Here is a 25,909-nt window from a genome sequence, read left to right as displayed (position 1 = left end):
GAGGTCCTGGCTCGGTCAGTCGCGCGGTTTTGCCCAGGGCGGCATGTCAATGAACACGCGTGTGCCGGGCTCCACACCGGAGAGAATGGCACTCCTGTCGCCGCTGCTGGCACCAAGTTGCACCGGCTGGAAGGTGGGCTCATCGTTTTTGCCAACCAACAAAACGCCTGACTGACCCTTTTCAGTCACGATTGCCACCGTTGGCACGAGTGTGTTTGCGCTAGTTCGTCCGGTCTGGAAATTCACATCCGCGGTCATGCCGATGCGGAGCGTCGGTGGCGGATCAATCAGCGTGAGCTCCACTTCAAATGAGATCACGTTGTCGGTTTTGAGCGCGCGCGGTGCGATATCGCGCACCCTTGCAGGAAAGAGCTGATCAGGGAAGGCATCCACGCGAACAGTGGCACCCTGACCAATACGAATGCGGCCGATGTCGCTCTCAGGAACCTTTGCCGCCGCTTCCAGGCCTTCCGACAGCTCAACAAGCGATGAGCTGGTAGCGCCGGCATTGGTTGAAGCCGCTGTGGTGGGGGTGACAAAGGATCCAGGCTCGGCGAAGCGTTCCGTAATCACCCCGCTGAAAGGAGCCCGGATCAGCAGGTCACTGCCTTCAACATTGCGTTGTTCAATGCGTTCGCGAGCGGCGGTCAGCGCTTCCCTGCTGCTGATGAAGGCGGCTCGGAAGCCATCCAGGTCGGATGCACTGATGGCTCCAACATCCACCAGCTGCCGGTTGCGAAGGTATTCGGCCCGCTTGGCTTCGTAGTCCGCCCTGGCCTGCCGCTCGAGTGCGGCAAGTTCATCCACGCGATCCTGAAGATCACCGACGTCCATACGAGCCAGGAGCTGCCCTTTGGCGACAACATCGCCTTCATTGACGTACAACTCCTCCACCACTCCAGCCTTCTTGGGGCTCACGTTCACCCGTCGGATGGCTTCCAGTTCTCCACTGGCCGTGATCACGCCAGGCAGAGATCCTCGCTCCGCCGCCACGGTGAACTCACTCAGCTGACGCGATCGATCAGAACCTGGCCCCTTGCTCCAGATCACACCACCTGACGTCAACAGAATAGCTGCAGCACCAGCTGCGATTAAGCGACGTCGTCTGCGTTTCACACCACTCAAGCGAGTCAACTGGCGCAGGGCTTCGGGTGTGGCCCCTTTAGGGGACTGGCTTTTCTGGCTGCCCATGGCCCCCTTCAACAATCTTCGTAATCATTCTCGCCCGTGAGTGGTCCAACCGTGTTCTGAGGGATGGTTCTCAGGACGCCTCTGCCGATAGATTTCCCGCCATGCTCAAAGCCGGAATCGTCGGTTTGCCCAATGTGGGCAAGTCCACTCTCTTCAATGCCCTGGTGGCCAATGCCCAGGCCCAGGCAGCCAATTTCCCCTTCTGCACCATCGAACCGAATGTCGGGACCGTGGCTGTTCCGGATGCGCGGCTGCAGCAGCTGACTGATCTGAGCAGCAGCGCCGAAACCATCCCCACAAGGATGGAGTTCGTCGATATCGCTGGTCTGGTGAAGGGGGCCAGTCAGGGCGAGGGGTTGGGCAACAAGTTTCTGGCCAACATCCGTGAAGTGGACGCCATCGTTCATGTGGTTCGTTGCTTCGAGGATGACGACGTCATTCACGTCTCCGGCTCCGTTGGCCCCGTTCGCGATGCCGAGGTGATCAACCTTGAACTCGGTCTTTCTGATCTGACGCAGATTGAAAAGCGTCGCGAGCGCCTGAAAAAGCAGATGCGCACAAGCAAGGAAGCCCAGACAGAGGATGCGGCGCTTGAACGGATTCAGGCTGTGCTCGAAGAGGGTGGTGCAGCGCGCAGTGTTGAACTGAGCGACGTGGAATCACTCATGATCAAACCACTTGGATTGTTGACGGCCAAGCCGATTATCTACGCCACCAATGTGAGTGAGGATGATCTCGCTGCTGGTAATCGCTTCTGCGAGGAGGTGGTGGCTCTCTCGTCAAAGGAAGGTGCAGAAACCGTGCGTATCTCTGCCCAGGTCGAAGCGGAACTGGTGGAGCTCGGCGAAGAAGAACGAAAGGACTATCTCGATGGACTTGGGGTGCAGGAAGGTGGGTTGAAAAGCCTGATTCGTGCCACTTATCGCTTGTTGGGACTGCGCACTTATTTCACGACGGGTGAAAAGGAAACTCGTGCCTGGACCTTCAGGGCTGGGATGACCGCTCCTCAGGCGGCAGGAGTGATTCATACCGATTTCGAACGAGGATTCATTCGTGCCCAGACCATCGGTTGCGAGAAATTGCTGGAGGCAGGATCGCTGGTAGAAGCTCGCAACAAAGGTTGGCTACGCAGTGAAGGCAAAGAATATGAAGTTGAGGAAGGTGATGTGATGGAATTTTTGTTTAATGTCTAGAAGTCCTGTCAGGACGACTGAAGTGATGATCTACTGACTGAATCTGTCTCGCTGTTTGTCTACCATTGCAGGCATTCAGAAAACCCCATCAGGTTTCTCTTCCGAATCACGACAGGCTTGAAACAAGCATGTTAAAAATCAAAGCGTTATGGAAGCCCCGGAAATCTCTCCAATCGTGCTACGGGTAGGAATCAACAACATGAGATTAATGGCGCTTTGCAAGTTCTTCCGGCAGTCTTGAATGGCTCAAAATCCTGTTCATCACTCCATGGGGGGGGAGCCCGGCACTTGAATAGCCGGGTCCTCCAGGGTCGGTTGTTTTTGGTGGAACAAAAGCATCATGAACACCTTCTGAAATAATTGTTGCAGTTTTTCCTTTTCCTCCAGAAAGACCTGCCAGTTCTTCTTCTGATAATTCAGACTATTTTGTCTTGAAAACTCTGAGCAATTCGCTCTCAGTGACGATGAATCCTGCTTTAGCAGCAATTTCTACAGCCTGGGCGGCTGTTGTGGCCGCCTGGATTGATTGTCTTAGCTCAGTGTTGTCTGTCAAAGCATTGATGAAATCATCAATAACTGCCAAGCGTCTATCTGCTATAATTTACGAATATAAAGAGAGCAGGCTGCTGAACGTCCAGTCATCTATCTTTCTTAAGATTGATAGGGATTGTTGAATCCATAAGAGTTTTTATTAATCGTATAAGAAGGCTGTCAGGTGATAAGTTAATTTGTCACTCAGCTCATTCAATGATTCATTAAAGGAGTGCAGAATGATGATTTGCATGAGTATCATCCATCAACAATTCTTCCGCCAACGCACTGGCTGGAAATTGACCAGAGGCCCCCAGCGGCCTTCAGTAAATCAATATTCCCGCGGAAAACACTTCGTTGTTCAGTTGAATCCCAGTTCCAAAGCGCAGCTGCCAGCCCCGCAAAAAGCACTCGGTTGCTGTCTTGTGGTTTCGGCAACCGTCGATGAGGGTTCCAGAGTTCCGTGCCTTTGAAGAAAACTGAAATGCCCTTGGAGCTTTTTTTGTCTTGCTGAAAAGACCACCAGGGATCCTTGCCTCGCTTGGGTTTTCCCGATTGAAAAACACCAAGTGCACTGCCGTTCTGAATCAATTCACCGTTGAGCGATCCTGTTGTTCGTTCAGTGAGTCGAATCTTGATTGAAGGAGACTCTTCGCTGGTTAACTCACAGACCAGAGGTAATGGGACGGCTGCTGCCGGTGCAACAGCCCAGACAAGGAAGGGGATCAGTAGCTTTCTGCCGATGTCTCCTCTCTTCATGGCCTGTCTTGACGCCCTTTGGCGTGCTGGATCAATCAGCCTGTCGTGACCAAGGCCTGTCTTCGGTTAACAGACCTTGGTTTTGAACGCAGCTCAGGATGAGGGTGATTTGCGTTTCAATCAGCCGATGAACGCATGTGGTTTGGCGACCCCTGCTGATGTGCTCCCTTTCAGAAATGCCATCATCGTGTCAGCGTCAGAGGATTCGAAAGGATCTGTTGGACAGTTGTCTGCAAAATCAGGCTCAACAAACATTTTTTCAATGACCATGTCATTGACAAGCATCGAATAACGCCAGGAACGCATTCCAAAACCTAGGTTTTCTTTCTCAACAAGCATTCCCATCTTTCTGGTGAATTCACCATTGCCATCAGGCAGCATGAAAATGTTCTTGGTTCCCAGGTGCTTGCTCCACTGGAACATGACAAATGCGTCGTTCACTGACAGACAGATGATCTGATCAACGCCTTGACTTTTAAATTCTTCGAAGAGTTCGTCGTACCGGGGCAGATGATTGGATGAGCAGGTTGGAGTGAAAGCTCCAGGAAGTGCAAAAAGTACAGTTTTTTTGCCACTAAAAATGTCCTTGCTGCTTAGCTCTTGCCACCGGAATGGATTGTCGCCAGGCACACTTTCATCACGGACACGAGTCTGAAACGTAACCAACGGAACTTGATTGTTGAGAGGCATGATCAGGATGAATGCAGGATTGTGGCTATGTTGACATTGTCTTTTTAACCATTCCTTTAGACCAACGGATGAGTGTTTTTACTTATATGGTTGTTTTTGATGGCGTGCGTGTGTCGAGTTGATTGGCCTGTCGACCGAGATGGATCTGAAATTCAGGGGTTCAGTGTTGATTTTGGCCCCTGAACAATGATGTTTTTGTTGTTTGTTATTCAGCATGGTCATTGTATTCGCAAGTCTGAGGCAAATCACATATCGATAACATCTTTCAGGCATTGATTGAGAGTGTCTATTCCAAATGGTTTTTGCAGAACGGCATAAAACCCTATATTTTTGTAATTGGACAAAGTATTGTCGTCACTATAGCCACTTGCGGCAATGGCTCTTGCCGACGGATTCAAATTGAGAATTTGTTCAATCGTCCATATGCCTCCTTTTCCTCCTGATATTGTCAGATCAAGAATAATGATGTCAAAGTATTTTTTTTCTTTTAATCCTTTGGCGTATTCCTCCAGGCATTCCTCGCCGTGTTTTACGGAAGTCACCTGATGACCACCATCTTCCAGCATGAGCTGCATTGAATTTCGAACAATTTCTTCGTCGTCCATGATTAAAATGTTCATGGATGTTATTGGTTTGTGTTGAGTGCTCTTTGATTGATCTGAGGCCTTTGATCGAGGCAAGGCGGGTAAGGAAATCTGGACTGTCGTCCCTTTCCCGTAATCACTTTTGATTTGCAAGTTGCCATTGTGTTTCTTGATGATCCAATACGCACTTGTCAAGCCAAGGCCATTTCCTGTTTTTTTGTTGTAAAATATGGATCATATATTTTCCCAAGGTTCGCTGCTTTAATTCCAATTCCTGTGTCTTTAATTTCAATGATAACCATTTCTTGCAGGTAGGAATTGCTGTCTGTTGGCAATTCTCTTCGTATGGCAATAGCAAGCTCTCCGCCTTCTGATGTTGCTTGTTCCGCGTTGAGGATAACGTTATGGAGGACCTGATGAATTTGTCCATAATCCATGTTCACCTGTGGTAAGCGGGGTTCAATTTTGATCGCTGCTTTCAGTTTTGATCCGTGCAGGCTCATGACGACAGCCTCTTTGACAACCTTTTCCAGGGACCCGGCCTTCTGAACCGGCTCCCCTCCCTTGCTGAAGGTCAGCATCTGTTTTGAAAGGCCAGCTGCACGTAAACAGGCCTGTTTGGCGATCTCCAGGTAATCAGAGTCAATTCCCTTTTTGTTGATGAGTCTTTGGGTTAAATTTATATACCCCATAATGACTTGCAGAAGATTATTGAAATCATGGGCCAAGCCACCCGCAAGATGGCCAATGCTTTCCAGCCGTTGGGCTTGAATTAACTCAGCATCAAGCCGACGCCTTTCTGTGAAATCCTCCATCAATGCAATGACTTCGCCATTGTTGCGCTGATCGAGTTTGATTCGCAGCCAACGAATTTGCTCGTTGGAATCCTTGAATCGGATTTGACTGTCTAGATCGGATGACTTTTCCTCCTCGTTTTTGCTCTGGTCGAGTAACTCGATCCACCTTTTTAGGTCCTCTCCCAGCACAAAGGAATTGATTTCCATCCCTATACAGGCATCAATATTGAATCCCAATATTCTGCTCCACGCCATATTGAGGAATTGAATTTTTCCTTTATCATTCTGATCAAAGCGTGCGACGATAACAGGAAGATTGACCAAAATATCTCGCATTGTGCGTTCCGATTCCGCCAATCGTTCGATCAGTCTTGATTGCGCAATCGCTGCAGCGTCAGGTACTTGATAACGATCCATGGCTTGCGATCAACAGGAACTGCTTTTTATTGCATTGATAAATTCCTTGTGAGTTATTACGTCCGCGAATAGTGGGAAGATTTCACCGCAAAACATCTCCTGTTCAATGGGTGTTCGGCTTGAGGTGCAGTCCGAGAGAATTGTGACTTCATAACCTTGATCTCTCGCGTAAAGCGCTGTGGCATTGATGCAGAGCGACGAAACGCATCCAGCAATCACGATCTGTTCGATGTGATGCTCAGTAAGCAGTTTCTCGAGATCAGTGTTGGAGAAAGCATTAAATCCCTTTTTGCCAGGAACTGTTTTAATGCGATCTCCGTACTTTGTGATTTCAGTTATCACCTCTGCTCCTGTGGTGCCTGCTTTAAAGGCCTCAATTTCTTTGATTGCCTTGAGAATTCCAGTTGGGTTCTCGATCTCTTTGTAGGTCTCGCTGAATACGATAGGCGTGTTCACGATGGTGATTGGAGACTCAGCGATGTTGTCGATTGTCTCGATGGTGTGTTCGAGGGTGCCTGAAACACGATGCGATTCTTCTACTACGGAATAGAGGGCTCCTTGCGGGTCGAAGTAGTCTTTCTGAAAACCAATCAGTACAAGTGCCGTTTGGTTGGGTCTGAAGCGAATCACACTGATGGCCCAATAAAATCCCCATCCAGTTTATTCCTGAATCGGAGTTTGTATGGTTATTTAACGGTATCTGTTCAATTTGCAAATGAGTTTCACTGGTTTTTGGCGCTAATCCTGAATTTCATAAACGGTCAATCGCTTCCATTGCAGGTATGAATTGAGAACTGTTCTGATCAAAGCCATTGCAGCTTTTGTTCATCGCTTCACTGGTCAGAGCTACCACGCGAATGGCCTGGGGTGATCGCAACCACTCAGCTTGTTTCTGCAAGCCTTTGTTTTCAATCCAGGTGTTCAGGATGTTCCGGGCTCTGTCACGGCTGTATCCGGCGTTCAGGACCTTGCATTCGGCAAAAGCAGCCATGGCTGCCATGGCATGGCGCGTTTCTGTTTCGCTCGCCTGAAGCGGTGGTTGCAGCGCTCCAAGAAGTGCGCAGAGCGTCCAAGTTGAGTGCAAGCAGCGTTGCCAACTGTGTAGATGTCCCTGCATGACCTCAAGACTGACGTTCAGGCTAGGTGCCATGGCTGCAGCAAAACTGGTGCCATTTTATGGCGTGCTTCCGCTCCAGTGACTTTCGCAATGGATGTGGATTCAATCAGCTACGTGGCAGCAGCTTTGACGACATTGCACTTCTTTGCGCAGGCTATCAATAAATACATTTCGCACGAAATAAAAGCGCTTCATCTCACTATCTATGTACAGCCTCTTCATCAGCGGCGTTGCCATCTGGGCTGTGTTTAGTCTTCTCAGTGGCAATGGGCCGTTGATTTTTGCCAATGGATTCACCTTGATCCCAGCCTCGTTCGTGCTGCAGAAGAAGATTCGCCATCATCTGCTTAGAGGCGAGCGGTAATCCTCACCATTTTGACAGGATCAGCGCATTAACTCCTCATAAAGATGGTATCGATTCAGGTAGCTTGTTTATGAAGGCTTTAACACTTTTGATTGGTTAGAGATGTATAGCATGAAGTGTCTTTCGCCTCGACCAAGATCACTTCAACCTTAAATTCATCAGGGATTTACATGTTTTCTGTCTATTTGACCAATGATGAATCGAGGCATGACAACGCCATGGAATCTTCCAGCACCACCGTTATCTTTTTTGCTCTTGTTGCATTGGATATATGTCCATCACCCATTCGGAAATATTTGCTTGATCCAGTGAACTGAGCCGACAGTCGCTTACTGAACGTAGATGTTTTTCCCTTATCAAGCAATGGTGTAAACAGATTAAAACATCATTATGGGAGCTAAAGTCTAATTGTAGTCCATTTGAAATTGTTACAATTATTGTTAACAGTGACAAAACAGAAGATGTTTATGAGCCTGAAAAGTCAGACACATAGATTGTTTCTGCAGGAAAATTTCACTTGCCTGTAAAAATATGATTCACGATTTCATCTGATACCTGCTAAGTGATTAAGATTTTGAAAGAGACTTTGAATTTGAGCAGTTTTGTTATTAAGTAAGATTGCCAGTGATTGCTAACAACGATGAATGGTGATGATTTATATTTAAAATTGATGAGTTAGCGATTTTGGAGGAATTTTCCCTTTTCCCGGCTATTCATGATTTAAGTCAAAAATTACTGAGCAGAGACCTGCAGGACGCAAGTTCTCTGCTCATGATGAAACTTTATTGTTTAAGATTCTTGGCTTTGATAATACCTCTTTGTTTTTCTCATAGCGAAATAATTTGACCGTTGTCTATTATCTCCTTCCAGGTAACCGTACTTCTTATCATCCCAAATTCGTCTTCTTCCAAAGTGCTACTGCCTGACAGCACAATTATCTTTTCATGATCGTCGAACGTGAGCTTCAAGCGAAAATCATCTATCACATCGAAACTAATACCCTCCTCAAGAGCAATTGAATCCTCTGAAGATAAATCTGGCAAAGTTAAATAACTCAGAAAACCAAGTTCACCTTTCATGCTTTCTTGACGAACAAGGATGGTATCTGATCCATCACCTGTAATAGCAATATCGTATCCAGCACCTGTATCAATCAAATCATCACCGCCCATCCCGGTCACCTTGTCGTTACCATCTTTTGTGATGATGAAATCATTGAGATTACCACCCATTACAACATCATCGCCAATGGATGATGCAGCAAAATTAGAGAATCCCTCTCCAAGACCGAAGCTCAGATCGGCAATTGCTGGCCCCCCCTCAACCGCAGAAAATTCCTCATCAATATCTCCCGACACATCCTCCGAAGACAGGATGAGATGGGTAGAGACTGGAGTTTCTGGCATATCCAGATACAAGCCAGCTGTTGTGAATTCAACCTTGAAGAATTGAATCGCTTCAAGGCTCTCATTCTCCATGGTTGGAAAAAGATCTTGCGATACAAATTGATCCGTTGGCGTATCAATTACATTATTCCACGTAAAATTATCGTAGCTTAAAGCAGGGCTTTCTTCAGGAAAAAATCCGCTACCATTTACATAGTCTTGATTAAAGTCTCCAGCTGCAGCAGCAGTGGACGGAGATAATGATTTATTTGAGGAGTACTGTGTCTGATATGTATTAAAAGCCATGAGTTCATATCCTGGGATTCGCTCCAAAATAGATTGGCTTTCAAGTCCCAACGGAGCAGTAGGTGAACCATTTCCGGCGTAACCATAGCCCTGGCCTGTGTTTAAGGGATTCGCATCAAGACCAACATCAAGCAGTGAACGAATACCTGATTCGATCTTCAATCCACCATCTGCAAACTCTCCTGAGTAAGCACCTGAATCCAGAAGAGCCTTAAAGTCTCCTAGAAGCGATTGAAAAACTGTAGGCACAAAGGGGTCACCAACAATACTTTTGCCATCTGGCTGAGGTGCAGGTGAAGCATAGGGACTAATGCCTTTAATCCCAGGTCCATCAGGGGTATAATATTTCAAATATGTAGAGCCTTCCTTGGCTGCCGCTGCAAATATTTCACTATAAGCAAGAAATCGGTCAGAAGATGTTATATTCGCCTCAAGATTATCCCATAAAGCCTGGAAGCCACTTCCAACATTATAAAAATCACTACTTTCTACGCCTACAATGTCAGTCCATGCATCAACATAATCTATTCCCTCTCCTGGACCATTCAAATCAGATCCGGTTTTCATCAGATTATCATCTTCCAGGATTGATGCATAGCGTTTAATCAAAGCATCAAAACCTTGATCGATTAATTGCCGATTTTCTTCTGAGAAAACAACGCCATATACTTCCGCCTGGTTATAGAAGTATTCTCTTAAAGCCTGGAAGGAAAAGTTGGCTTCCAAGGCCCCAGGAAAAGTTCCAATCTGACTTTCAAAAGAAAAGAGATAGGAACTGGGGGAAGAGATCGTCTTTCCTGCTGCAGGAAAACCAACAGAAACTCCTGTAGCCGCAAGCAGTGGATCTACCGCTTTATCAAGGCCAGGAACATCGTTATATATGATTAACGCCTGGTCTGGATTGTCACTGTAATACGGAGTCAGATCGTTATCTAAAAAGTCCCTTCCATCAGGACCAGCAGCCCACACAAAATTCCAGTTGGGTGTGTCATAAGGACGTGGTGCCCCTAGAGCGTAGGCAGAATAAGGCGTGTACATGGTTTAAATTGTGATGAAAAACCATTGTCAACGTAGACATACAATTAAATGCTATTGATCTCCTTAAGGTTATTTTTACCTACGAGAAAAAGCCCGATAGAACAGCTCTGGGCTTGTATCTTTCCGCAGCCTCAATCGGATAATCAGCTTACTTCGTACCCATCAACACCCCTAGCCGCACACGCCGCAATCGCCTTAAATCTTGCCAATTCAATTCACCGTAATCAACCAATAATCAACAGGGAAAGCAGATTCAATGCATGCATCAAACAACACATTGAATCGTATCCAAATTCTCAACAGTTGGAATCATTAGATCAACTGAGGCAGAGGGTCATCAGGTCGGTTAGTGGCCCATACTTCACAGCCAACACCGCATCAAACATGAACTCAAGATTCAAGCAATCCTGCGATCAGAGGGCCACAACCTTTGGATCACACCCTTTTGAGACCAGAAAAAAGCAAAGACAACCTCTTAAACATTAAATAAAAATTCCATCACGTCCCCCTCTTCCACAAGGTAATCCTTAGTTTCGCTGCGCAACCACCCCTTCTTCCGCGCCTCTGAAAGAGAACCGGCTTCCAGCAACTTCTCCCAACCGATGGTTTGCGCACGGATCGCACAGGCTCTATTTCCCTGTCGATGTAAACTCTTTTTAACAACAGGGTTCGGTATCTGGAGGAATGTTTGGTCTTTTCAGTGGCAATGAGCCGGTGATCCTTGCCAATGGATCCACCTTGATCTCAGCATCGTTCATGCTGCAGAAAAAGATTCGCCATCGCCTGAACGCAGGTGAGCGTTAGTAACCAGCCCCAAACTGTTCACCTAAGCGGCTCTGACTCCCAGCTCTTCGCGCCACTGATCCAGTGGCTTTTCCCAACCTTCCTCCCAGCGCTTGGCGCAAGAGGACTAGAACCAGTCCGATGGGACTGCCCATGGCGATCGCTCGATTGAATTTCTCAAACTCAATCGGCTGGAAGCGAATGGCGCGGAAGCCCGCCGGTGAACTCTATATAATTTAGGTAGGAAATCGATCTAGGTTGCTGTGATAGACAGCACATCTGATACTCCTGCGGTCTCGGTGTTGAATCCGTCGATCACGAGACGCAGATTATGGGTAAATACGATTCTCTGCATTAGCCAGAGCGCTTGAGTGCCGATGTCTTTTTGTCGGAAAAATCAGCGTTGTAGTTCAGTCGACGGATCATGCCCGCATAAGCCCGACCTAAGTGTTCCTTCAGTCAGTTTCTCCATGGCTGGAATATCGGGCTGGGAGGATGTGCAACGCTGTTCCACTATCTCAGTGCCACTGGGCAAATTTTTGAAGCATTAATTGAACACCACAATGGGCTCACAGCCAATCAAATTATTAACCAAATCCTGACTGTTGAGGTCTGGATTTGTTTTGGTCAGTTGCCGCAGGATTGAAAAATTTTTAACGGAGCGAAGCAATTCTCGGCCTCGGGAAATTCTCGTCGCTCTCCAGGGGGGTTGCTTGCAGACTTGCTGTGTAGCGAGGTCGAACTACTCTGAGCAGTGGCATCACTGCCAGGCAGATCACCGCCATGAGCAGCCATAGCTGCACACCATGACCCTGCTGGTCAAGCAAGGCTCCGGCCAGAAGAGGAGCTCCGGTGGCGCTGATGGCAAAGCACTGGGAGAACAGCGCCATGGACAGGCCCCGGTGCTTTAAAGGGGTCTCTTCGACCATGGCTTCGGCGGCACTGGGAAGGAAAGCGGCTTCCCCAAAGGCCAGTGGCACCATCGCCAGGGAGATCAGCACCATCCCGCGGCTCCAGAAAGCTGAGCTTGCCAGAAGAACTGAGCCCAGCACGAAGCCAGCCAGTCCCATGCCCAGGCCGAAGCGGAGGCTGCGCTTGGCCACCCAGTTGCCCACAGGCCACTGAAGAGCCACAAGCAGAGCCAGCTGCAGCGCGATCAGTGCACCGCTTCCGGTTTCGCTCACTGCCGGCCTCAAAAGACCTCCACGCACCAGATCGAGAGGCAGGGCACTCTGTCTTAGGGCGATCATGCCTGTAGCAACGATGCTGATGGCCAGAACAGGCAGTAGAGGTGGTAGCCAGCGCCATCCATCCCTGATCGTGGTAGAGGCACTGGAAGGCTCATCACTGGCTTTGTCGAGATGCAGCAGGGCGGCACGCCCGTCGGGAAGGGGCCGCCAGCTCAGAACGAGCAACATCATCACAACCGCCACCGCCTCGACCACATAGACCGCGCGGATCAATCCCAGGGCTGTGACGATCGCACCGATCAGTGCTCCTGAGGCCACACCTAGTGAGTCAGCGCTGCGGGCCAGTGCATAACCGCGACTGGATTTGAAACCGGCGCAGCTGAGCGGAACGGCCAGCTCGATGGCTGGGAAGTAAAGGCCTGCCGCCAGACCGATCAGCAGCTGTCCAGTGAGGTAGCCGCCGAACCCCTGCGCTTGAAGCAGGATGACATCAGCGATGAAGGCCAGCACTGCAGCGGCGCGCACCGGCCAGGAGCAGCTCAGACCCCGATCCAGCAACAGGCCACTCAACAGACGAGCAGCTGTGCCAATCAGGGCCGCCGCAGCCAGACCCTGTCCCACCTGGGTTGCGGTGAAGCTGGCTTGATGAAACACGATCGGTGTCAGGTAGATGACACCACCGGCTCCCAGCGAGGCCAGCAGCCTGATTGAAGCCACTTCCTGCAAAGGTGCGGGAAACTGGTTCCACCAATGAACTGGCTTAGGCCTTGCGAAGACGCTCAACAGGACAACGGTTTGCCGTAGGACTGATTTGCAGTCTGATGCTCTGTGCCCTTTCACCGCGACCAGCGCGTACAGCCGCCGAGTTGGTTGTCCGTCTGGATGGGATGGATCTGCCTTTGTCGATCTCCGATCTGGGTGGCTGGATCCGCGGACAAGGATCCGATTCATCGGAACTGAGCGTCTGGCTGAATCTGCTTGAGGAGGAAAGCCGTCAGGGAGTGATTGATCTGCTCAAGGCCTCGCTGATCAACGACCGCAGCATGGCCAGGCAGATTCTCAACAGCTGGGCAGGCCGTCGTTTGCTGGATCAGGTCAGTGACCTGGTGTTGGTTGATGACGACACAACGGGGCAGACCGTGCAGATGACGCTTGAGTCGCTGCTCGCAAAGCGCCCTGAGGTGTCCACCCTTGACCTTCTGGAGGCGCTGCCTGCGCAGCGCGTCAGACTGGATCTCGATGCCCTGCTTCCGGTTGCCAGCAGCTGGAGGCTTCAGTTGCAACGGCAGCAGGCTCTGGTCAAAACCCTCAATCAACTCCCAGTTTCATCGCTCACTCAGAGCATCAATCCTGAGGATGGGGCCAAGGTCGCCTCTGATAGCGCGCTGCAGCAACTCACCCTGCCGGTTGAGCATCGCGATCAGCCGCTGCAGCTCCAGCTTTGGCGCCCGAGTCCTTCCGATGGTCGTCAGCGCAGTCACTGGCTGGTGCTCATGCCGGGTCTTGGTGGCAGTCCGGATCATTTCCGCTGGCTGGGTCGGGCACTCAGTCATCAGGGCTGGCCGGTTCTTGTCCTTGAGCATCCAGGCAGTGATGCGCTCGCCGTACAGGCACTACTGGAAGGACGACAACCGCCACCGGGTGCTGAGGTTCTGCCTGATCGGCTGAGAGATCTGTCAGCGGTCCTGGCCGCTCGCCGGAGGGAAGTGTTCGAGCTCCCCGGGACCCGTCTGGTGCTGGGTGGGCATTCTCTCGGAGCACTCACAGCACTGCTCGCGTCCGGTGCCAGGCCGGAAAAGGGCCTCGCGCGACGTTGCGGCCAGGATCTTGATGATCTTCCGATCAGCAATCTGTCCAGACTTCTTCAGTGTCAGATCGAGGACGTGATCCTTCCAGAGGTGAGTCCCCCCCAGGAGCTGGCCGGTGTGGTGGGACTCAACAGCTTCGGCAGCTTGCTCTGGCCCCGACAGATACCCCTGTCGGCAGATGTCGCAGTCTTTTTGAGCGGAGGGACTCTCGATCTGATCACGCCTCCACTCAGTGAGCAGCTGGGACTGCTCAGGTCATTGCCAGCCAATCCTGCAACCCGTGCCGTGCTTGTGGAAGGCGCCAGCCATTTCTCGCCCGTGCGCGTAGAGGGGCAGAGTGGCGGCGGGCAGGGTGAAGATGTTTTCCAGCTCGGCGAGGAACTGGTTGGAGTTCAGCCTCTGAGGGTTCAGGCTCAACTGGAACGCGAAATCGTGCGCTTCCTCATCGATCTGGAGGCTGGTCGTGTGTCGAGTTCCCAGAAGGGCGGGGTTGAACATCTGCAGGTGGGGGATCTCCATCTGCATCGTCTGGATCAAACCGGTGCAGCCCGCTTCGTGGATTGAAGCCCAGGGTCGTCTTGATGGCGCCGCTCAGTATCGAACCCTTGGATCGAGAAGGGCGACGAGAAGATCCACGGCCACACTGACGAGCACCACCAGAGCGGCGATCACCACCACAATTCCCTGAACCACCGGGTAGTCGCGCTGATTGATGCTTTCCTGCAGGCGAAGTGCGATGCCTGGCCAGGAGAACGTCACCTCAATCAGCAGTGCGCCCCCAATCAGTGAGGCGACGGTGATTCCGGCGATCGTGAGCACAGGCAACAGCGCATTGGGCAGTGCATGCCGAAGAATCACCTGGGTTTCACTCAACCCTCTGCTTCGGGCGGCCTCCACGTAGTCGGAGCGAAGACTGCGATTGAGGTTCAGGCGCAGTGCGTTGGTGAAGACACCACTCAGGAGCAGTCCGAGAGTGCATGCCGGCAGCACCAGGTGACGCAGGGCACCCTGAAGTGCCTCCCAGTTCCCGCTGATGACACTGTCGGCAATCAGAAAGCCGCTGCCATCAGGAGTGATCATTCCAGGTGGGAAACGACCTCCAACCGGCAGCCAGCCCAGGGTCACGGCAAACAGCAGCTGGGCCAGCATGGCCACCCAGAAGGGGGGTAGTGCGTAGGTCCCGATGCCATAGAAGCGACCAGCCAAATCGATTTTTCCTTCGGATCGGGCAATGGCCGTGAAACCCACCGCCAGACCTGTCACCGCTGCAACAATCAGGGCGGTGACACTTAATTCCAGGCTTGCCGGAAGTGCTTCGCGGATGATCCGACTCACGGGCTCCTGATTGATCAGTGCCTCGCCGAGGTCGCCGTGCACCAGTGCCCAGAGAAAGTCCAGATATTGCTGGACCAGGGATTGATCCAACCCAAGACGTGCTCTCAGTGCTGCCTTGGCCGCTTCCGGCGCCCGGCTGCCCAGCACAGCGTCCACCGGGTCACCGGGAGCCACCCTCAGCAGCAGAAACACCAGGGTCGCGATCAGCCAGAGCATCACCGGTGCGAGGGCCAACCGTGTTCCCGTGTAGCGAAGCAGCTCGCGACTTCGTCCCATCAGCGCACCCCCTGTAACCGGGCCAGAAGCAGCTGACCGTTGCCATCGAATTCCGGGGTGGCCAGTGCTGTGCTGCTCCAGGCTCTGGGCGTCACCAGCCAGACAGGGATATATGCAGCACCTGCGGCAGCCATTCGCTCAACGCTTTCCAGATCGCGCAGTCGATCATCTCCCCTGCTGCGGTCCGATTGCAGCAGGGTTTGTTCCAAGCCTGGTGCTGTCCAGAAGCTGCCGCTGATGGCGGCTTCTCCACGTTTGCAGACGGATCCTTCCGATTCCCTGCAGCTGAGCAGAGGTGCCAGGTAAGCCTCGGGGTCTGGATAGGCGCCGCGCCAGTCGAGCATCACGGCCTGGAAAGCACCTTCTCCAAGCTGCCGGTACACAGTCGTGGATTCCACGCCGTCAAGTTTGAGGGACAGGCAATCGGCCAGGTCGCGTTTGATCTGGGCTTGCCAGGTGAGTGCCATCAGACGGTCTGCGGGCACATTCGATCGGTAGGTGAACGGAAGATGCAACACCCTCCCATTGCAGTAGCCAGCCTGGATGAACAGGTTTCTGGCTCGGGCAGCGTCATGCCTTGGCCAGGGTTCGATATTTCCCCCCGGCAGGCCGGGAGGAACCAGTGAAAGCAGCGGTGGCCGCAATCCGCGGCTCACCCTCTCGTTAATCAGGTCTCGGTCCAGGCTCAGAGCCAGAGCCTGTCGCAGGACTGGATTCTGAAGTGGTGGTGTGTTGCTCAGCAGCGTGATGTACCCGATCACCAGAGCCGGGCCTTGCCCTTCCCTCAGCCGTCCCTCGCTGGCCATGCGATTCAGCGCCAGGCGCTGGTCTTCGTCGATCGAGTCAGAGAGCAGCACATCCACTTCGCCACTGCGCATCGCTCCGAACAGGGCGGTGGAGTTGCTGAGATAGATCAGATCCAGACCGGCGTTGCTGGGTAAGGGCCCCCAGTACCGTTTGAAAGGTTCCAGACGCTGCTGTACAGCGCGGAAACTGGTCAGCCTGTAGGGCCCCGTGCCGATGAAACGGTCGTTGAGAAACCTGTCCTGATGATCCTCATAGGCCTTTGGCGAGACAGGCGTCAGGTTGGTTGCTGTGAGCAGATTCTCAAGGGAGCTCGAGGGTCGGCTCAAGCGCAGTCGTAACTGGTAGGTGTCGGGAGTTTCAACTGCGGTAATGCGATCCCCGACCACATAGTTGAGGGTGCCGATCTCCAGAAAACGTCGCAGGCTGAAGGCCATTGCCTCCGCATCGAAGCGAGTGCCGTCATGGAAGAGCACGTCCTTCCGCAGGGGGATCGTGACGGTGCGGCCGTCATCACTGATCTCCGGCAGTGCTGCCGCCAGGGCCGGCTTCAATTCACCCTGCGCAGTTCTTTTGTAGAGCGTGTCTCCGAGAGCGCTCAGTAGCTGCAGAGCGCCGAAGGTGCTTGCCTGTGCAGGATCCAGGGAGGTGATGCGCCCTGCACTGGCCACCGTGATCCGATCACTGCGCCTGCCTGGTTGACAGGCCCCTTGGCTGACGCAGAGTGCCAGGGCTGCAGTGAGTGGCAGCAGGTGTTTCAAGTGCCGTCTCAGGTAGGCCAGGCCTGACATTCTGGATGAATTGATCACGCCACTGGAGTCAGACGAAGCCATTAAAGGCCCCGCGTCCTAGTCGGAAACAGAGGGTGACTTGATCTGGTTGAGAGGGACTTCGAAAACCGGTGAGCCCTGGGGCTTCAGGGGCCACTGGCGCACCCAGCAGCGGTCGTGGTCACCATCAATGCCGATGACCTGGAAAAGGCCGGCATCGCTGCGCAACGTGATGCAGTCTCCTTGGTGGAGCCTCATGACGGATCGGGATTCCGACTGATTGCAGCGTTGCCCCTGAAGAACTGTGAGATCGTTCGGCATGAACGTTTTGCAGCATGAATCCGCGAATGCGAACCGAAGCTGTGATGGTTCTTACAACTGTGCCTCATCCGGGGGGCTCTCTGCCAGGTGCTGCGACGACACGCTGAACCGCACACGTCCTCCCGATGTACTCAGAAGCAGCTGAAATGGGCAGCCAGAGAGCGGACTCCCGGCAGAGAGGCAATGGCTTGCAGGGCGTTCTGCATCGCTCCGTTGCCGACTTCATGGGTGATCACAACAATTTCAGCTCCCTCGTCGCAGGCATCGAACTGGACGATGGACTGGATGGAGACGCCCTGTTCTCCGAAGCAGCTGCCAATCCTGCCGATGACTCCGGGAGTGTCTTCCGTGTTGAAGCGCACGTAATTGCGCTGTCGGATCCGGCTGGAATCCACCAGGTGGCAGGAACGCCAGCTGCTGGCTGCCAGCAGTGGGTCAAGGCCGCCATCGCTGCTGCTGAGCTGGCGTATTCCGGCGATATTGAGAATGTCAGCCACCACTGCAGAGGCGGTTGGGCCTGATCCGGCGCCGGGGCCGTAAAACATCACCCGGCCGATTGGATCGCCTTCCACAAGGATGGCGTTGTTGACACCGTTGACCCCGGCGAGGGGGTGATCCTTCGGCACCAGTGTGGGTTGGACGCGAACACCAAGGGGCAGGGATCCAATGGGGTCGCCATCGCTTTCCAGGCGTTCTGCAACGGCAAGAAGTTTCACCCCGTATCCGAGTTGTGTCGCATAGTCCACATCCCGACCCTGCAGATTGGATATGCCAGTTGTTGGAACGGCACTGCGCTCGATGGGGCCGCCAAAGGCCAGTCCGGCAAGGATGGCGATCTTGTCCGCTGCGTCATGGCCGTCAACATCGGCCGCTGGATCCGCTTCCGCATAACCCAGCTCTTGGGCTTCCTTCAGCACGGCGTGGTAGTCGGCTCCTTCGTCGGCCATCCGACTGAGGATGTAGTTGGTGGTGCCGTTGATGATGCCGCTCACGCGCTCAATGCGATTGCTCCCAAGCGACTGTTTGAGCGGTTCGATGATTGGAATGCCCCCACCGACGGCCGCTTCGATCAGCACGTAGACACCAGCAGCTGCTGCTGCTGCTGCGATTTCCTCACCGTGTCTGGCGATCACGGCCTTGTTGGCGGTCACGACTGATTTCCCGGCCGAGATGGCTCTCATGATCAGGGTGCGCGCCGGTTCGATGCCGCCGATCACCTCAACAACCAAATGCACGTCTGGGTCATCCACCACCTCATTGGGATCAGTGGTCAAACGTTCGGTGGGGATGTCAACAGGCCGACTGCGCTGAAGATCGCGAACAGCCACGCGAACCAGCTCAAGATCGGCGATCAGAGGATGGCGGCCTTCCGGACTGCTCAGAATTCCTGCCACTCCCGCGCCGACGGTGCCGAGGCCAAGCAGGCCGATGCCGATCCTTGTCGCCATGGAGCGGGTCCGTTAACTGCGATGAGGGCATGACTTTAGGCAGCGATCGGTCCGCAGCTTGCGATCAACCCGTTTCGCTAAGAGCACTGGCCTGCTGCTGCATCATCCGCAGGATGTTGAGGAATCCATTCGCCCGAGATGGTGTGAGGCTGGCTTGGAGGCCAGTTGCGGCGATGAAACCTGGGTCAACGGCCATCACCTGTGCCGGGGTGAGGTCGCGAAGTCCCTTGATCAGCAGAGCCAACAGTCCCTTGGTGATCAGGGCATCCGAATCCCCCTGCCATTGGAGGCGGCCATCCACCAGCTCTGATGCGATGAAGACCTGGGACACACACCCCTTGACCTTGCGCTCCTCCGTCTGCAGCTCAGCAGGCATTGAAGGCAGCTTTTTGGAGAGCCAGAGCACATACTCATAGCGCTTGCGCGGATCTGAAGTGCTGTTAAGCCGCTCGGCGAGTTGATCAAGTGCCTCGCTGCCGTAGCGAGTCGTGGAGCTGCCTGGGTCAGCCATGGCCGGGTCAGCGTGAGCGAATCCCGCGCACCCTAACCATCAGCCCCACGATGCCGACCAACGCTGGTGCCATGGCCCAGTTCAGGTTGTCTCTGCCGCCTGGTCCCATCACCACTTCGTCCAGATTGACCTGTCCCTGTTGAAGCGGAAGGGTGAGGTAGTCGCGATGACCAGGTCCACCATCCACCTGCAGGTCCACCAGGCCATCTGCAAGTTCTGGGAGGGTCACCTCGAGCTTGCCGTCTGCATCAATACGTCCGAGTTCCTTTCCGGGTGTGCCGTCAGCCTGCAGCAGCCTCACCACGGCTCCTTCCACTGGTTCTCCGGTGGAGAAGCTGCTCGTGAGTTCGAGTTGTCCCTCGAGATAGCGAAGGCTGCTTTCCACACCATGGGCCTCGGTCTTCAAGGGCTGCGTGAGTGCGAGCCCCAGTAACGCAGTGGCCATCAGTGCGATACGGGATGAGATGGCCATGGCATTCCTGTCGTCGGGACTTCCATCCTGCGGGAAATTGACCGGTTGATCCAGTGCCGTTTCACGCGAATCTTCATCTGTGCCGGCGATGTCTGCAAACAGCCTTGATTCAGCAACCACTGCAATGGAAACCGTTTTCGCAGACCCAACCCTCAAAAGGTCTGTCCCATGGGTCATTGGGCAGTGGCTTCTGGCTCACGCATGCCTCCGGCAGCACAAGAAGAGCGGGGACATCACACCAGCCGGACCTGCTGCGAAGGCGGTCGTAGTACCCCCCGCCGTAGCCCAGTCGCAAACCCATACGGTCCACTGCAAGGGCAGGGACCAGCAGCAGAGACAGCTCATCAGCCTTGAGAACGGATTGCCGCGCTGGAGCTGGGATGCCACAGGCGTCCTTGACCAGGGGGGCTTCTGTCCAGCATCCGTAGGTCATCTGGCCTTTGCCATCGGCGATAGGCAGGGCGGTTCGCAGTCCGAATTCGACAAGAAGATCCCCGCGCAGTGGCCTCAGGTCCACTTCTCCGGGGAGTGGCCAGTAGAGGCCGATGAGCGCGCTGAGTTCACCCCGTTGATGACGTCGCCTGAGTTCGAGCTTGAGCTGATCACGGATCCGTTGCTGCAGGGCCGGTTCTGTGGTCAGAACCTGGAGTCTTCTGGTTCTGAACAACCTGCGCAGTTCCGGTTTCGATACACCCTCGAACGTCGGCATCAGGGCAGGAGTCCCCAGCGACCCATCAGCGGAAATCGCAGTGTCAGCTTTTCGGAATCCGCTGGCCAGATCTGATTCAGCTCTTCCGAGAGGGTGTTGATCAGTGAGCAGACCTTGTCATCGCCATCATTTTGCTGGCTGGCCCGTCTGAGCGCTGACCAGGTGCTGATGAATCCCAGCAGGTCGGTTCGCGTCCAGTGCTCGGTGATGTGTAACCCCTGGGGCAGTGGTTGATCGCAGGCCGGAAATTCGAGATCGGCGTAGCAGTTGTCCACATGGCTGCGTTGCGGTGGCCAGAACTGATTCAGCCGCTCGTGGTAGAGCGTGTTGAGCCAGATTTGCAAGTCCTCAGGTGCTCCCTGGATTGGTTCATAGCCCAGCCAGACCAACAGTCCCCCAGGTCGCATCACACGATGCACCTCTCGGTTGAAGCGCTCCAGATCCAGCCAGTGAATGGCAGCGGCGACAAGCACAGCATCCATGCTGCCGCTGTTCAGATCGGATTGTTCCGCTGCTCCCTGCCGGTAGTGAATGCGAGAACTGGGTTTCGCTGCAGCAATCTGCCCAGGGCTGAGATCTGTGGCTTCAACGTGATTGAACCAGCGGGACAACCCGATGGAGGCCTGACCACTGCCGCAGGCTGCATCCCAACACTGATTCAAAGCCGGAGCCTGGTCTGCCATCCAGGCGAAGAATGCGTCCGGGTAGTGGGGTCTGCAACGCGCGTAGTCAACCGCTACGGAATCAAACCAACCTTTATCCGCTGGTGTCATCAGCCGCTGAACGGCAGCGATGCCGCCGGCAGTTGGAACAAAGGAGGACTGTTCATTTCAGATATGACTCAATGCCTGGAGTTGGTCGATGCTTTTCCAGAGGAGCCTGGTGGCGCTTCTGGGACATCCGGTTTCAGTTGTCTGCAAAGGTGCACTCGAGCAGTGCAGCTGTCAGCAACGTCTTCATGTCCTGAAGATTGCTCTGCTCGACAGGATCTCCGCCAGACCATCGGTCGAGCTGATGACTGACTGCACCAAGCAGCAGTCGCAGTCCTGCTGCATTGAGCGTGAGATCGATCGTGCTCTCGGTCCGGTCCATCACAGCCCCATCAGGCGTTGCAACCTTTGTGATTCTGCACCCTCCACATCGATCAAGAAAAGAGATCTCTGACACATTCCCTCCGGTTGGGCAGGATTTCCCACTGACCCAACCAGCAGGTCAGCTGTTGAATATGAGCATTGGCTGCGGCCAAAGCAGAATATTCAGGGCTGCAAATTGTTATTAGAAAGAGGTCAATGATGCACTGTTCTATGAATTTTTCATTTGAATCCAAATTGGATTGAAAAGTCAGGCCTGACGAGGCTCAGCGTTGAAAAGCTGAACGACTGATTGGTATTCAGGGGGCTGGAATGTTTCTTTGATCAGCTTGCATGCCGTTTCATTGTGGTAAGCCCCGCCAGCAGCTTTGTCGGGACGGTTTGTTGTGAACAGACTGATTGTCATCCTTTTTACAGCCTTAATTGATCACCCAAGAGCCTGCGGCTCCAATGTCCCCTCTTTTTCGATGTCTGTTGTGTGGTCAGTCAATTGAGCGTTCCAAGCGCTCTTACTGGAAACGCAGAGGTCACCTGCTCTGCTCCGCTTGCCGAGACCGGATTGATTGCGGCGAAAATGGTCAGGTAGGTGATCCAGCCTTCCATCAGGCTCCTCAATCATGATGAAGGCTTTTGAGGTCGCTGGAGCCTGGTCTGAAGCGAAATGTCAGTGTCATTTGTATGGCAGCGTTGAAAACATTGCTGCTGAGCTTGGAGACCCGGTTTTAGTAACGTCGCAAGACATTTAATAGAAACAGTGTTTTTAACGATTAACGCGTTTTTATACACAGCGTTCCTGGCATTTGTTGTTGTTCAGGCAGTTCGTTTGATGCGTCTATCTCTGAAAGCTCAGGACAGAACTGGTCTTAAAACCACTCATCCGGAACTGTTCGACCAAAACGGCAGTGTGACCAAAGAAAAATTGTTGGTCGTCAGATTTGACAGACCGAAACCGGTGCTTCCCTCGTAAGTGTTCAGATCATAATCCCGACCGGAGATCTCTCTTTCTGACGTTTGCTGAACCGGTTCCCTCGAAGAGGGCATAATGTCGTCATGATCAAGATTATCTGGCTGCTGGCTACGGTCTATTTCATGAGTCGACTTGTGAAACGACTCATGTCCTCCATGCAAGATATCAGGAACGAGGAACCTGATGCGAGTGATGCGGTGATTGACGTCGAAGCCGAGTGAGGCTGAGTTCCTCGGCATTTTTTGTGGATCCTTTCGCTGCCGCCATTGAATGGTGTGGTGACAACCGGATATCGAAACCAGGCATTCCAATTTCTTTGCAGGAGTTGTCCGTTGCCGTTGCATCCTGGGGAACTTTCGCTTCCTGGCGATTCATCGCGACATCTTGAATCAATGCCAGCGGCAGTAGCTGTCTGGCTTCTGACGAAGCCATGAACTCCCATAACCATTGAAAGGACATCAACAGGAAGCTCTCCCTCATCTGTTTCATGATCCATTGATTACTACTTGCAAGCTCAGCATCTCCATGAGGAACTCAATGATTTCCAGGAATTAAAGGGGATTGCTTGATGTTTCACGCTTTCATGTTTTTTGACCCCAGGCCCCCCAGCTCTTGAATCAGGCCTCTTCAGTAATCAATCTCTTGAATCTGATACTGGATGCCTTGTCTGCAGCCAATTCGAGAATTCTTAGGATTTTTTGTTTTTCTTAGGGTGCAGTCTCCACGGTCGAGGGGGTGCACACGCCAAATTGATATGTAATAAAGTTTGATCGCAGTGTCACCCTCTGAGATCCCCCTGACCATTGAACAGCAGTTTCGAGTTGAACGTGCCTGCCGAAAGATCGACGAGTGCAACGATGTTGATGCTCTCAAGCAACTCTCGAAAGCGCTTATTGTCACTGCAGCCAGGGAGCGAGCTTTTTCACGGGTCGTGATGGAACGTCTCAATGGATAGAGCATTCGTTGCCCATGATTCCAGCAGATGCACTGATTTGTTTAGTGCTCTTTTCACTCGCTCTGCAGTAGCTGTTGTTGTTCACATTGATGAAACAAATCTGTTCCACTTCAACCAGGCCAAGTTCGGCCGATTGAATGCCTAAAGCATCCAGCTTTCGTTAACGATCTTTTCGCTGGTTAACGATCTTCATCCTTTCGGCTGTCTTCAGCTGTCTGCAAGCATCCATATGCGTAGTTTTTGGTCCACCCATACCTCGGACCATGCGTCAGATCAATTTCACCCTGATCTTTGTCTTTGGTCTGGGAATGGTGTATTTCACGTTGGAAAACACGGCTGCAACGACCGTTCATGTGCTGCCGGGCCTTGAGTACACCACTCCTCTAGCCGCCTTGCTGCTGTTGTCTGCTGGACTTGGTGCCACTTCGGCCTGGCTGTTCGCTGCATGGAGCGGGATGCTCAACAGTGTGGATCGTCTCCATCAATCCGGCGATTTTGAAGCCCAGCAAGTGCGCATCCAGGAATTGGAAACTGATCTCAACCGTTATCGAACAACTGTTGAAACGCAGCTGGGTCTTCTTCCTGCATCGATCCCTGAACATGAATCGGAAACAGGTTCAGCGGTGCCGTCGTCCAGCTCAGATTGAACTCTCATGCCATTGCCTTTGTCCTCCCGGCAATCCTCTGGGAATTGTCGGACAGTTTGCTGTGTCCAGTGATTGCCGCCTTCTGATGTCGGATGGCTCCGCTGACGCAGAGTAGAAACACAGGCCGCCTGCGCACTGCTCTGAGGAATGACCGTTCCAGTGCAACATCAGTTTCGGTCAAAAGACAGTTCCAATCAAAAGACGGTGTCACGTTCGATCGTCAAATCTCTGGCTTCCAAGTGGAGCAGGTTCACTTGTCACCTGACAATGCAACAGCAGCAGCGCACAATTCATAGGTGTATGCAATCTGAATGAGCCCCACTTACCTGATCACCACGCCCGTTGAGGAGGATGTGCTTTGGAAAGTCAAAGCCGATAATAAAGAGGCTGCGATCAAAAACCTCTCGGAGCACTGCGCAGACCTCAAGAAGACCCCGGACGCAGTCACAATCTGCTCTTTTCAAAAAGGCATCGCCTATCGAGGGTTGCCAGACGAAACGCAGGATATCCAGCAGATGTCGATCCGGTTTGCTTCTGACAATCCTCATCGTTGCGTTGTTTTTGATGAAATTGAAGAGAACGAAGATTGAGAAGATCTGATTCAATTCATTCCAGGTTCTGAAAAGCAGGGCAGTTTGGTAGTACTGATCAATCTCCCGACAAAACATCTCACACCAATCACACCCCGCCAAGTGCGGGGTTTTTTATTGCTGCAGTAACGCCATCAGCTGAAGATCTCAGTCGTTTGCGGGAGGCTGCTGACTTGCTCATTCAAAACAGCTTCGACGATGCCGTGTAAATAAGCAGCTCGACGAAGTTTTCTCATCGTTAAAGATTTAGGATTGAGTGTGCTCATGGAATTAAGAATCATTTGAAGTGCGATCAAATTTTCTGTGCGATTCATAGCAATGGTGTCGGTTGAACTCACCATCTCTGGAATCAGCACCTGGCTTGATGGTTTGTCTCAAGTAAGGCTGTGATGTTGCTCACAGTCCAATCACATCGATGCAGGGATGTGCGTCACGAGATCAGCTTTGACCCAGCGGATCACCCCAGAGTCCACGTCGGCAACCTGGAACAGGTTGTGATGCTTGGGTCTCTTGCCGCTCTGCAGCAGTGGATCACCTGGCCCAACTCCCAATCCTTTGCGTGTGGCTCTCCAGTTTGGTAATCGTGTCTCACGATCACCGTTCCGTCATACCTGGAGCAATGTCCAGGAAGGTCAGACGCCCTGACTCGGGTGAGCTGTAAACCCTGTGGTCAATCGACATGTACGGGCAACCAGGACACCAGTGCCAGCAGCGGACGTAAACGGCAAAAGTCAAAAAACGCCAGCGCGTGAGGGCTGCACCAAAACCCAAACCAATCCAGCTGCACCGCAGACGGCTTGAATGCTTATTTGATGCAACTCCGATGAATTCCTGCACACGCAGGCTGAAAACGACGCTGC

At 52.7% G+C, this 25,909-nt stretch carries 24 protein-coding genes and 3 pseudogenes; 5 read left to right on the top strand and 22 right to left on the bottom strand.

Features of this window, described 5'->3' with window-relative positions:
* Nucleotides 1-15: 15 nt before the first annotated feature.
* Complete coding sequence (locus SIB83_RS02450) at nt 16-1,191, bottom strand: efflux RND transporter periplasmic adaptor subunit (RefSeq protein WP_413746680.1); 1,176 nt, start codon at nt 1,189-1,191, stop codon at nt 16-18.
* Between the two features lie 101 nt (nt 1,192-1,292).
* Here SIB83_RS02450 and ychF point away from each other — a divergent pair, with 101 nt between their 5' ends.
* Complete coding sequence (gene ychF / locus SIB83_RS02445; RefSeq protein ID WP_413746679.1) at nt 1,293-2,384, top strand: redox-regulated ATPase YchF; 1,092 nt, start codon at nt 1,293-1,295, stop codon at nt 2,382-2,384.
* Nucleotides 2,385-2,805: 421 nt separating this feature from the next.
* On the opposite strand, the gene SIB83_RS02440 is transcribed toward ychF, so the two are convergent.
* From SIB83_RS02440 to SIB83_RS02395, 10 genes and pseudogenes are all read right to left on the bottom strand, one after another.
* Nucleotides 2,806-2,967, bottom strand: a complete 162-nt coding sequence (locus tag SIB83_RS02440; protein WP_413746678.1) for a Nif11 family protein — start codon at nt 2,965-2,967, stop codon at nt 2,806-2,808.
* A 206-nt stretch (nt 2,968-3,173) separates the two neighbouring features.
* The gene (locus tag SIB83_RS02435; protein ID WP_413746677.1) at nt 3,174-3,674 is read right to left on the bottom strand and encodes a hypothetical protein; all 501 of its coding nucleotides are present in this window, start codon (nt 3,672-3,674) and stop codon (nt 3,174-3,176) included.
* A gap of 120 nt (nt 3,675-3,794) precedes the next feature.
* Entirely contained in the window at nt 3,795-4,364 is a 570-nt protein-coding gene (locus tag SIB83_RS02430) for a peroxiredoxin (RefSeq protein ID WP_413746676.1), read from the bottom strand.
* Between the two features lie 245 nt (nt 4,365-4,609).
* Nucleotides 4,610-4,969 (bottom strand): response regulator, encoded by a 360-nt coding sequence (locus SIB83_RS02425; protein WP_413747265.1) that lies wholly within the window; start codon nt 4,967-4,969, stop codon nt 4,610-4,612.
* Between the two features lie 135 nt (nt 4,970-5,104).
* Nucleotides 5,105-6,081: pseudogene (locus SIB83_RS02420) on the bottom strand (two-component system sensor histidine kinase NtrB); the annotation flags it as partial.
* 90 nt (nt 6,082-6,171) lie between these two features.
* Complete coding sequence (locus tag SIB83_RS02415) at nt 6,172-6,792, bottom strand: cysteine hydrolase (protein WP_413403390.1); 621 nt, start codon at nt 6,790-6,792, stop codon at nt 6,172-6,174.
* A 121-nt stretch (nt 6,793-6,913) separates the two neighbouring features.
* Nucleotides 6,914-7,312 carry a hypothetical protein gene (locus SIB83_RS02410; RefSeq protein WP_413746675.1) on the bottom strand — a complete coding sequence of 133 codons (399 nt, stop codon included), beginning with the start codon at nt 7,310-7,312 and terminating at the stop codon, nt 6,914-6,916.
* A 1,158-nt stretch (nt 7,313-8,470) separates the two neighbouring features.
* The gene (locus SIB83_RS02405; RefSeq protein WP_413746674.1) at nt 8,471-10,372 is read right to left on the bottom strand and encodes a hypothetical protein; all 1,902 of its coding nucleotides are present in this window, start codon (nt 10,370-10,372) and stop codon (nt 8,471-8,473) included.
* Between the two features lie 475 nt (nt 10,373-10,847).
* A pseudogene (locus SIB83_RS02400) lies at nt 10,848-10,991 on the bottom strand (DUF933 domain-containing protein); the annotation flags it as partial.
* 817 nt (nt 10,992-11,808) lie between these two features.
* Entirely contained in the window at nt 11,809-13,062 is a 1,254-nt protein-coding gene (locus SIB83_RS02395; protein ID WP_413746673.1) for an MFS transporter, read from the bottom strand.
* 104 nt (nt 13,063-13,166) lie between these two features.
* On the opposite strand from SIB83_RS02395, the gene SIB83_RS02390 reads away from it, so the two are divergent.
* Nucleotides 13,167-14,717 carry an alpha/beta hydrolase gene (locus tag SIB83_RS02390; protein WP_413746672.1) on the top strand — a complete coding sequence of 517 codons (1,551 nt, stop codon included), beginning with the start codon at nt 13,167-13,169 and terminating at the stop codon, nt 14,715-14,717.
* Nucleotides 14,718-14,744: 27 nt separating this feature from the next.
* Here SIB83_RS02390 and SIB83_RS02385 read toward each other — a convergent pair whose 3' ends face one another.
* From SIB83_RS02385 to SIB83_RS02345, 9 genes are all read right to left on the bottom strand, one after another.
* The gene (locus SIB83_RS02385) at nt 14,745-15,764 is read right to left on the bottom strand and encodes an ABC transporter permease (RefSeq protein WP_413403382.1); all 1,020 of its coding nucleotides are present in this window, start codon (nt 15,762-15,764) and stop codon (nt 14,745-14,747) included.
* A complete protein-coding gene (locus SIB83_RS02380) occupies nt 15,764-17,359 on the bottom strand; it encodes an ABC transporter substrate-binding protein (protein WP_413406509.1) in 1,596 nt (531 codons plus the stop codon). Before SIB83_RS02380 ends, SIB83_RS02385 begins: the two co-directional genes overlap by 1 nt.
* Nucleotides 17,360-17,416: 57 nt before the next feature.
* Nucleotides 17,417-17,596, bottom strand: a complete 180-nt coding sequence (locus tag SIB83_RS02375; protein WP_413746671.1) for a hypothetical protein — start codon at nt 17,594-17,596, stop codon at nt 17,417-17,419.
* Between the two features lie 194 nt (nt 17,597-17,790).
* A complete protein-coding gene (locus SIB83_RS02370; protein ID WP_413403378.1) occupies nt 17,791-19,107 on the bottom strand; it encodes a homoserine dehydrogenase in 1,317 nt (438 codons plus the stop codon).
* Nucleotides 19,108-19,171: 64 nt separating this feature from the next.
* Complete coding sequence (locus tag SIB83_RS02365) at nt 19,172-19,618, bottom strand: SufE family protein (RefSeq protein ID WP_413403376.1); 447 nt, start codon at nt 19,616-19,618, stop codon at nt 19,172-19,174.
* A gap of 7 nt (nt 19,619-19,625) precedes the next feature.
* Complete coding sequence (locus tag SIB83_RS02360) at nt 19,626-20,210, bottom strand: hypothetical protein (protein ID WP_413439690.1); 585 nt, start codon at nt 20,208-20,210, stop codon at nt 19,626-19,628.
* Nucleotides 20,200-20,799, bottom strand: a complete 600-nt coding sequence (locus SIB83_RS02355) for a 5-formyltetrahydrofolate cyclo-ligase (RefSeq protein WP_413746670.1) — start codon at nt 20,797-20,799, stop codon at nt 20,200-20,202. The genes SIB83_RS02360 and SIB83_RS02355 overlap by 11 nt, the downstream gene beginning before the upstream one ends.
* Nucleotides 20,799-21,572: a class I SAM-dependent methyltransferase gene (locus tag SIB83_RS02350; RefSeq protein ID WP_413746669.1), complete on the bottom strand. Its 774-nt coding sequence runs from the start codon at nt 21,570-21,572 to the stop codon at nt 20,799-20,801. The genes SIB83_RS02355 and SIB83_RS02350 overlap by 1 nt, the downstream gene beginning before the upstream one ends.
* A 133-nt stretch (nt 21,573-21,705) precedes the next feature.
* The gene (locus SIB83_RS02345; protein WP_413746668.1) at nt 21,706-21,891 is read right to left on the bottom strand and encodes a hypothetical protein; all 186 of its coding nucleotides are present in this window, start codon (nt 21,889-21,891) and stop codon (nt 21,706-21,708) included.
* 825 nt (nt 21,892-22,716) lie between these two features.
* On the opposite strand from SIB83_RS02345, the gene SIB83_RS02340 reads away from it, so the two are divergent.
* The 3 genes from SIB83_RS02340 (at nt 22,717) to SIB83_RS02330 (ending at nt 25,049) form a co-directional block, all read left to right on the top strand.
* Nucleotides 22,717-22,857 carry a DUF2973 domain-containing protein gene (locus SIB83_RS02340; protein WP_413747264.1) on the top strand — a complete coding sequence of 47 codons (141 nt, stop codon included), beginning with the start codon at nt 22,717-22,719 and terminating at the stop codon, nt 22,855-22,857.
* Between the two features lie 1,218 nt (nt 22,858-24,075).
* The gene (locus SIB83_RS02335) at nt 24,076-24,459 is read left to right on the top strand and encodes a lipopolysaccharide assembly protein LapA domain-containing protein (protein ID WP_413403362.1); all 384 of its coding nucleotides are present in this window, start codon (nt 24,076-24,078) and stop codon (nt 24,457-24,459) included.
* Nucleotides 24,460-24,770: 311 nt separating this feature from the next.
* Nucleotides 24,771-25,049 (top strand): hypothetical protein, encoded by a 279-nt coding sequence (locus tag SIB83_RS02330; RefSeq protein ID WP_413746667.1) that lies wholly within the window; start codon nt 24,771-24,773, stop codon nt 25,047-25,049.
* A 134-nt stretch (nt 25,050-25,183) separates the two neighbouring features.
* On the opposite strand, the gene SIB83_RS02325 is transcribed toward SIB83_RS02330, so the two are convergent.
* Nucleotides 25,184-25,405: a hypothetical protein gene (locus SIB83_RS02325; protein ID WP_413746666.1), complete on the bottom strand. Its 222-nt coding sequence runs from the start codon at nt 25,403-25,405 to the stop codon at nt 25,184-25,186.
* A 51-nt stretch (nt 25,406-25,456) separates the two neighbouring features.
* A pseudogene (locus SIB83_RS02320) lies at nt 25,457-25,641 on the bottom strand (DUF3104 domain-containing protein).
* Nucleotides 25,642-25,909: the final 268 nt, after the last annotated feature.

This window comes from Synechococcus sp. MIT S9507, from assembly GCF_047304715.1.
Lineage (GTDB): Bacteria > Cyanobacteriota > Cyanobacteriia > PCC-6307 > Cyanobiaceae > Synechococcus_C.
The sequence above is the reverse complement of the archived record's forward strand: the minus strand, read 5'-3'. Positions and strand labels throughout refer to the sequence as shown.

What these genes read in the sequence shown, in the direction of transcription:
- SIB83_RS02450 (WP_413746680.1), bottom strand. Translation starts at nt 1,191, where the DNA reads ATGGGCAGCCAGAAAAGCCAGTCCCCTAAAGGGGCCACACCCGAAGCC.
- ychF (WP_413746679.1), top strand. Translation starts at nt 1,293, where the DNA reads ATGCTCAAAGCCGGAATCGTCGGTTTGCCCAATGTGGGCAAGTCCACT.
- SIB83_RS02435 (WP_413746677.1), bottom strand. Translation starts at nt 3,674, where the DNA reads ATGAAGAGAGGAGACATCGGCAGAAAGCTACTGATCCCCTTCCTTGTC.
- SIB83_RS02430 (WP_413746676.1), bottom strand. Translation starts at nt 4,364, where the DNA reads ATGCCTCTCAACAATCAAGTTCCGTTGGTTACGTTTCAGACTCGTGTC.
- SIB83_RS02425 (WP_413747265.1), bottom strand. Translation starts at nt 4,969, where the DNA reads ATGGACGACGAAGAAATTGTTCGAAATTCAATGCAGCTCATGCTGGAA.
- SIB83_RS02410 (WP_413746675.1), bottom strand. Translation starts at nt 7,312, where the DNA reads ATGGCACCTAGCCTGAACGTCAGTCTTGAGGTCATGCAGGGACATCTA.
- SIB83_RS02405 (WP_413746674.1), bottom strand. Translation starts at nt 10,372, where the DNA reads ATGTACACGCCTTATTCTGCCTACGCTCTAGGGGCACCACGTCCTTAT.
- SIB83_RS02390 (WP_413746672.1), top strand. Translation starts at nt 13,167, where the DNA reads ATGCTCTGTGCCCTTTCACCGCGACCAGCGCGTACAGCCGCCGAGTTG.
- SIB83_RS02385 (WP_413403382.1), bottom strand. Translation starts at nt 15,764, where the DNA reads ATGGGACGAAGTCGCGAGCTGCTTCGCTACACGGGAACACGGTTGGCC.
- SIB83_RS02380 (WP_413406509.1), bottom strand. Translation starts at nt 17,359, where the DNA reads ATGTCAGGCCTGGCCTACCTGAGACGGCACTTGAAACACCTGCTGCCA.
- SIB83_RS02375 (WP_413746671.1), bottom strand. Translation starts at nt 17,596, where the DNA reads ATGAGGCTCCACCAAGGAGACTGCATCACGTTGCGCAGCGATGCCGGC.
- SIB83_RS02370 (WP_413403378.1), bottom strand. Translation starts at nt 19,107, where the DNA reads ATGGCGACAAGGATCGGCATCGGCCTGCTTGGCCTCGGCACCGTCGGC.
- SIB83_RS02365 (WP_413403376.1), bottom strand. Translation starts at nt 19,618, where the DNA reads ATGGCTGACCCAGGCAGCTCCACGACTCGCTACGGCAGCGAGGCACTT.
- SIB83_RS02355 (WP_413746670.1), bottom strand. Translation starts at nt 20,799, where the DNA reads ATGCCGACGTTCGAGGGTGTATCGAAACCGGAACTGCGCAGGTTGTTC.
- SIB83_RS02350 (WP_413746669.1), bottom strand. Translation starts at nt 21,572, where the DNA reads ATGACACCAGCGGATAAAGGTTGGTTTGATTCCGTAGCGGTTGACTAC.
- SIB83_RS02345 (WP_413746668.1), bottom strand. Translation starts at nt 21,891, where the DNA reads ATGGACCGGACCGAGAGCACGATCGATCTCACGCTCAATGCAGCAGGA.
- SIB83_RS02340 (WP_413747264.1), top strand. Translation starts at nt 22,717, where the DNA reads ATGCGTCTATCTCTGAAAGCTCAGGACAGAACTGGTCTTAAAACCACT.
- SIB83_RS02335 (WP_413403362.1), top strand. Translation starts at nt 24,076, where the DNA reads ATGCGTCAGATCAATTTCACCCTGATCTTTGTCTTTGGTCTGGGAATG.
- SIB83_RS02330 (WP_413746667.1), top strand. Translation starts at nt 24,771, where the DNA reads ATGAGCCCCACTTACCTGATCACCACGCCCGTTGAGGAGGATGTGCTT.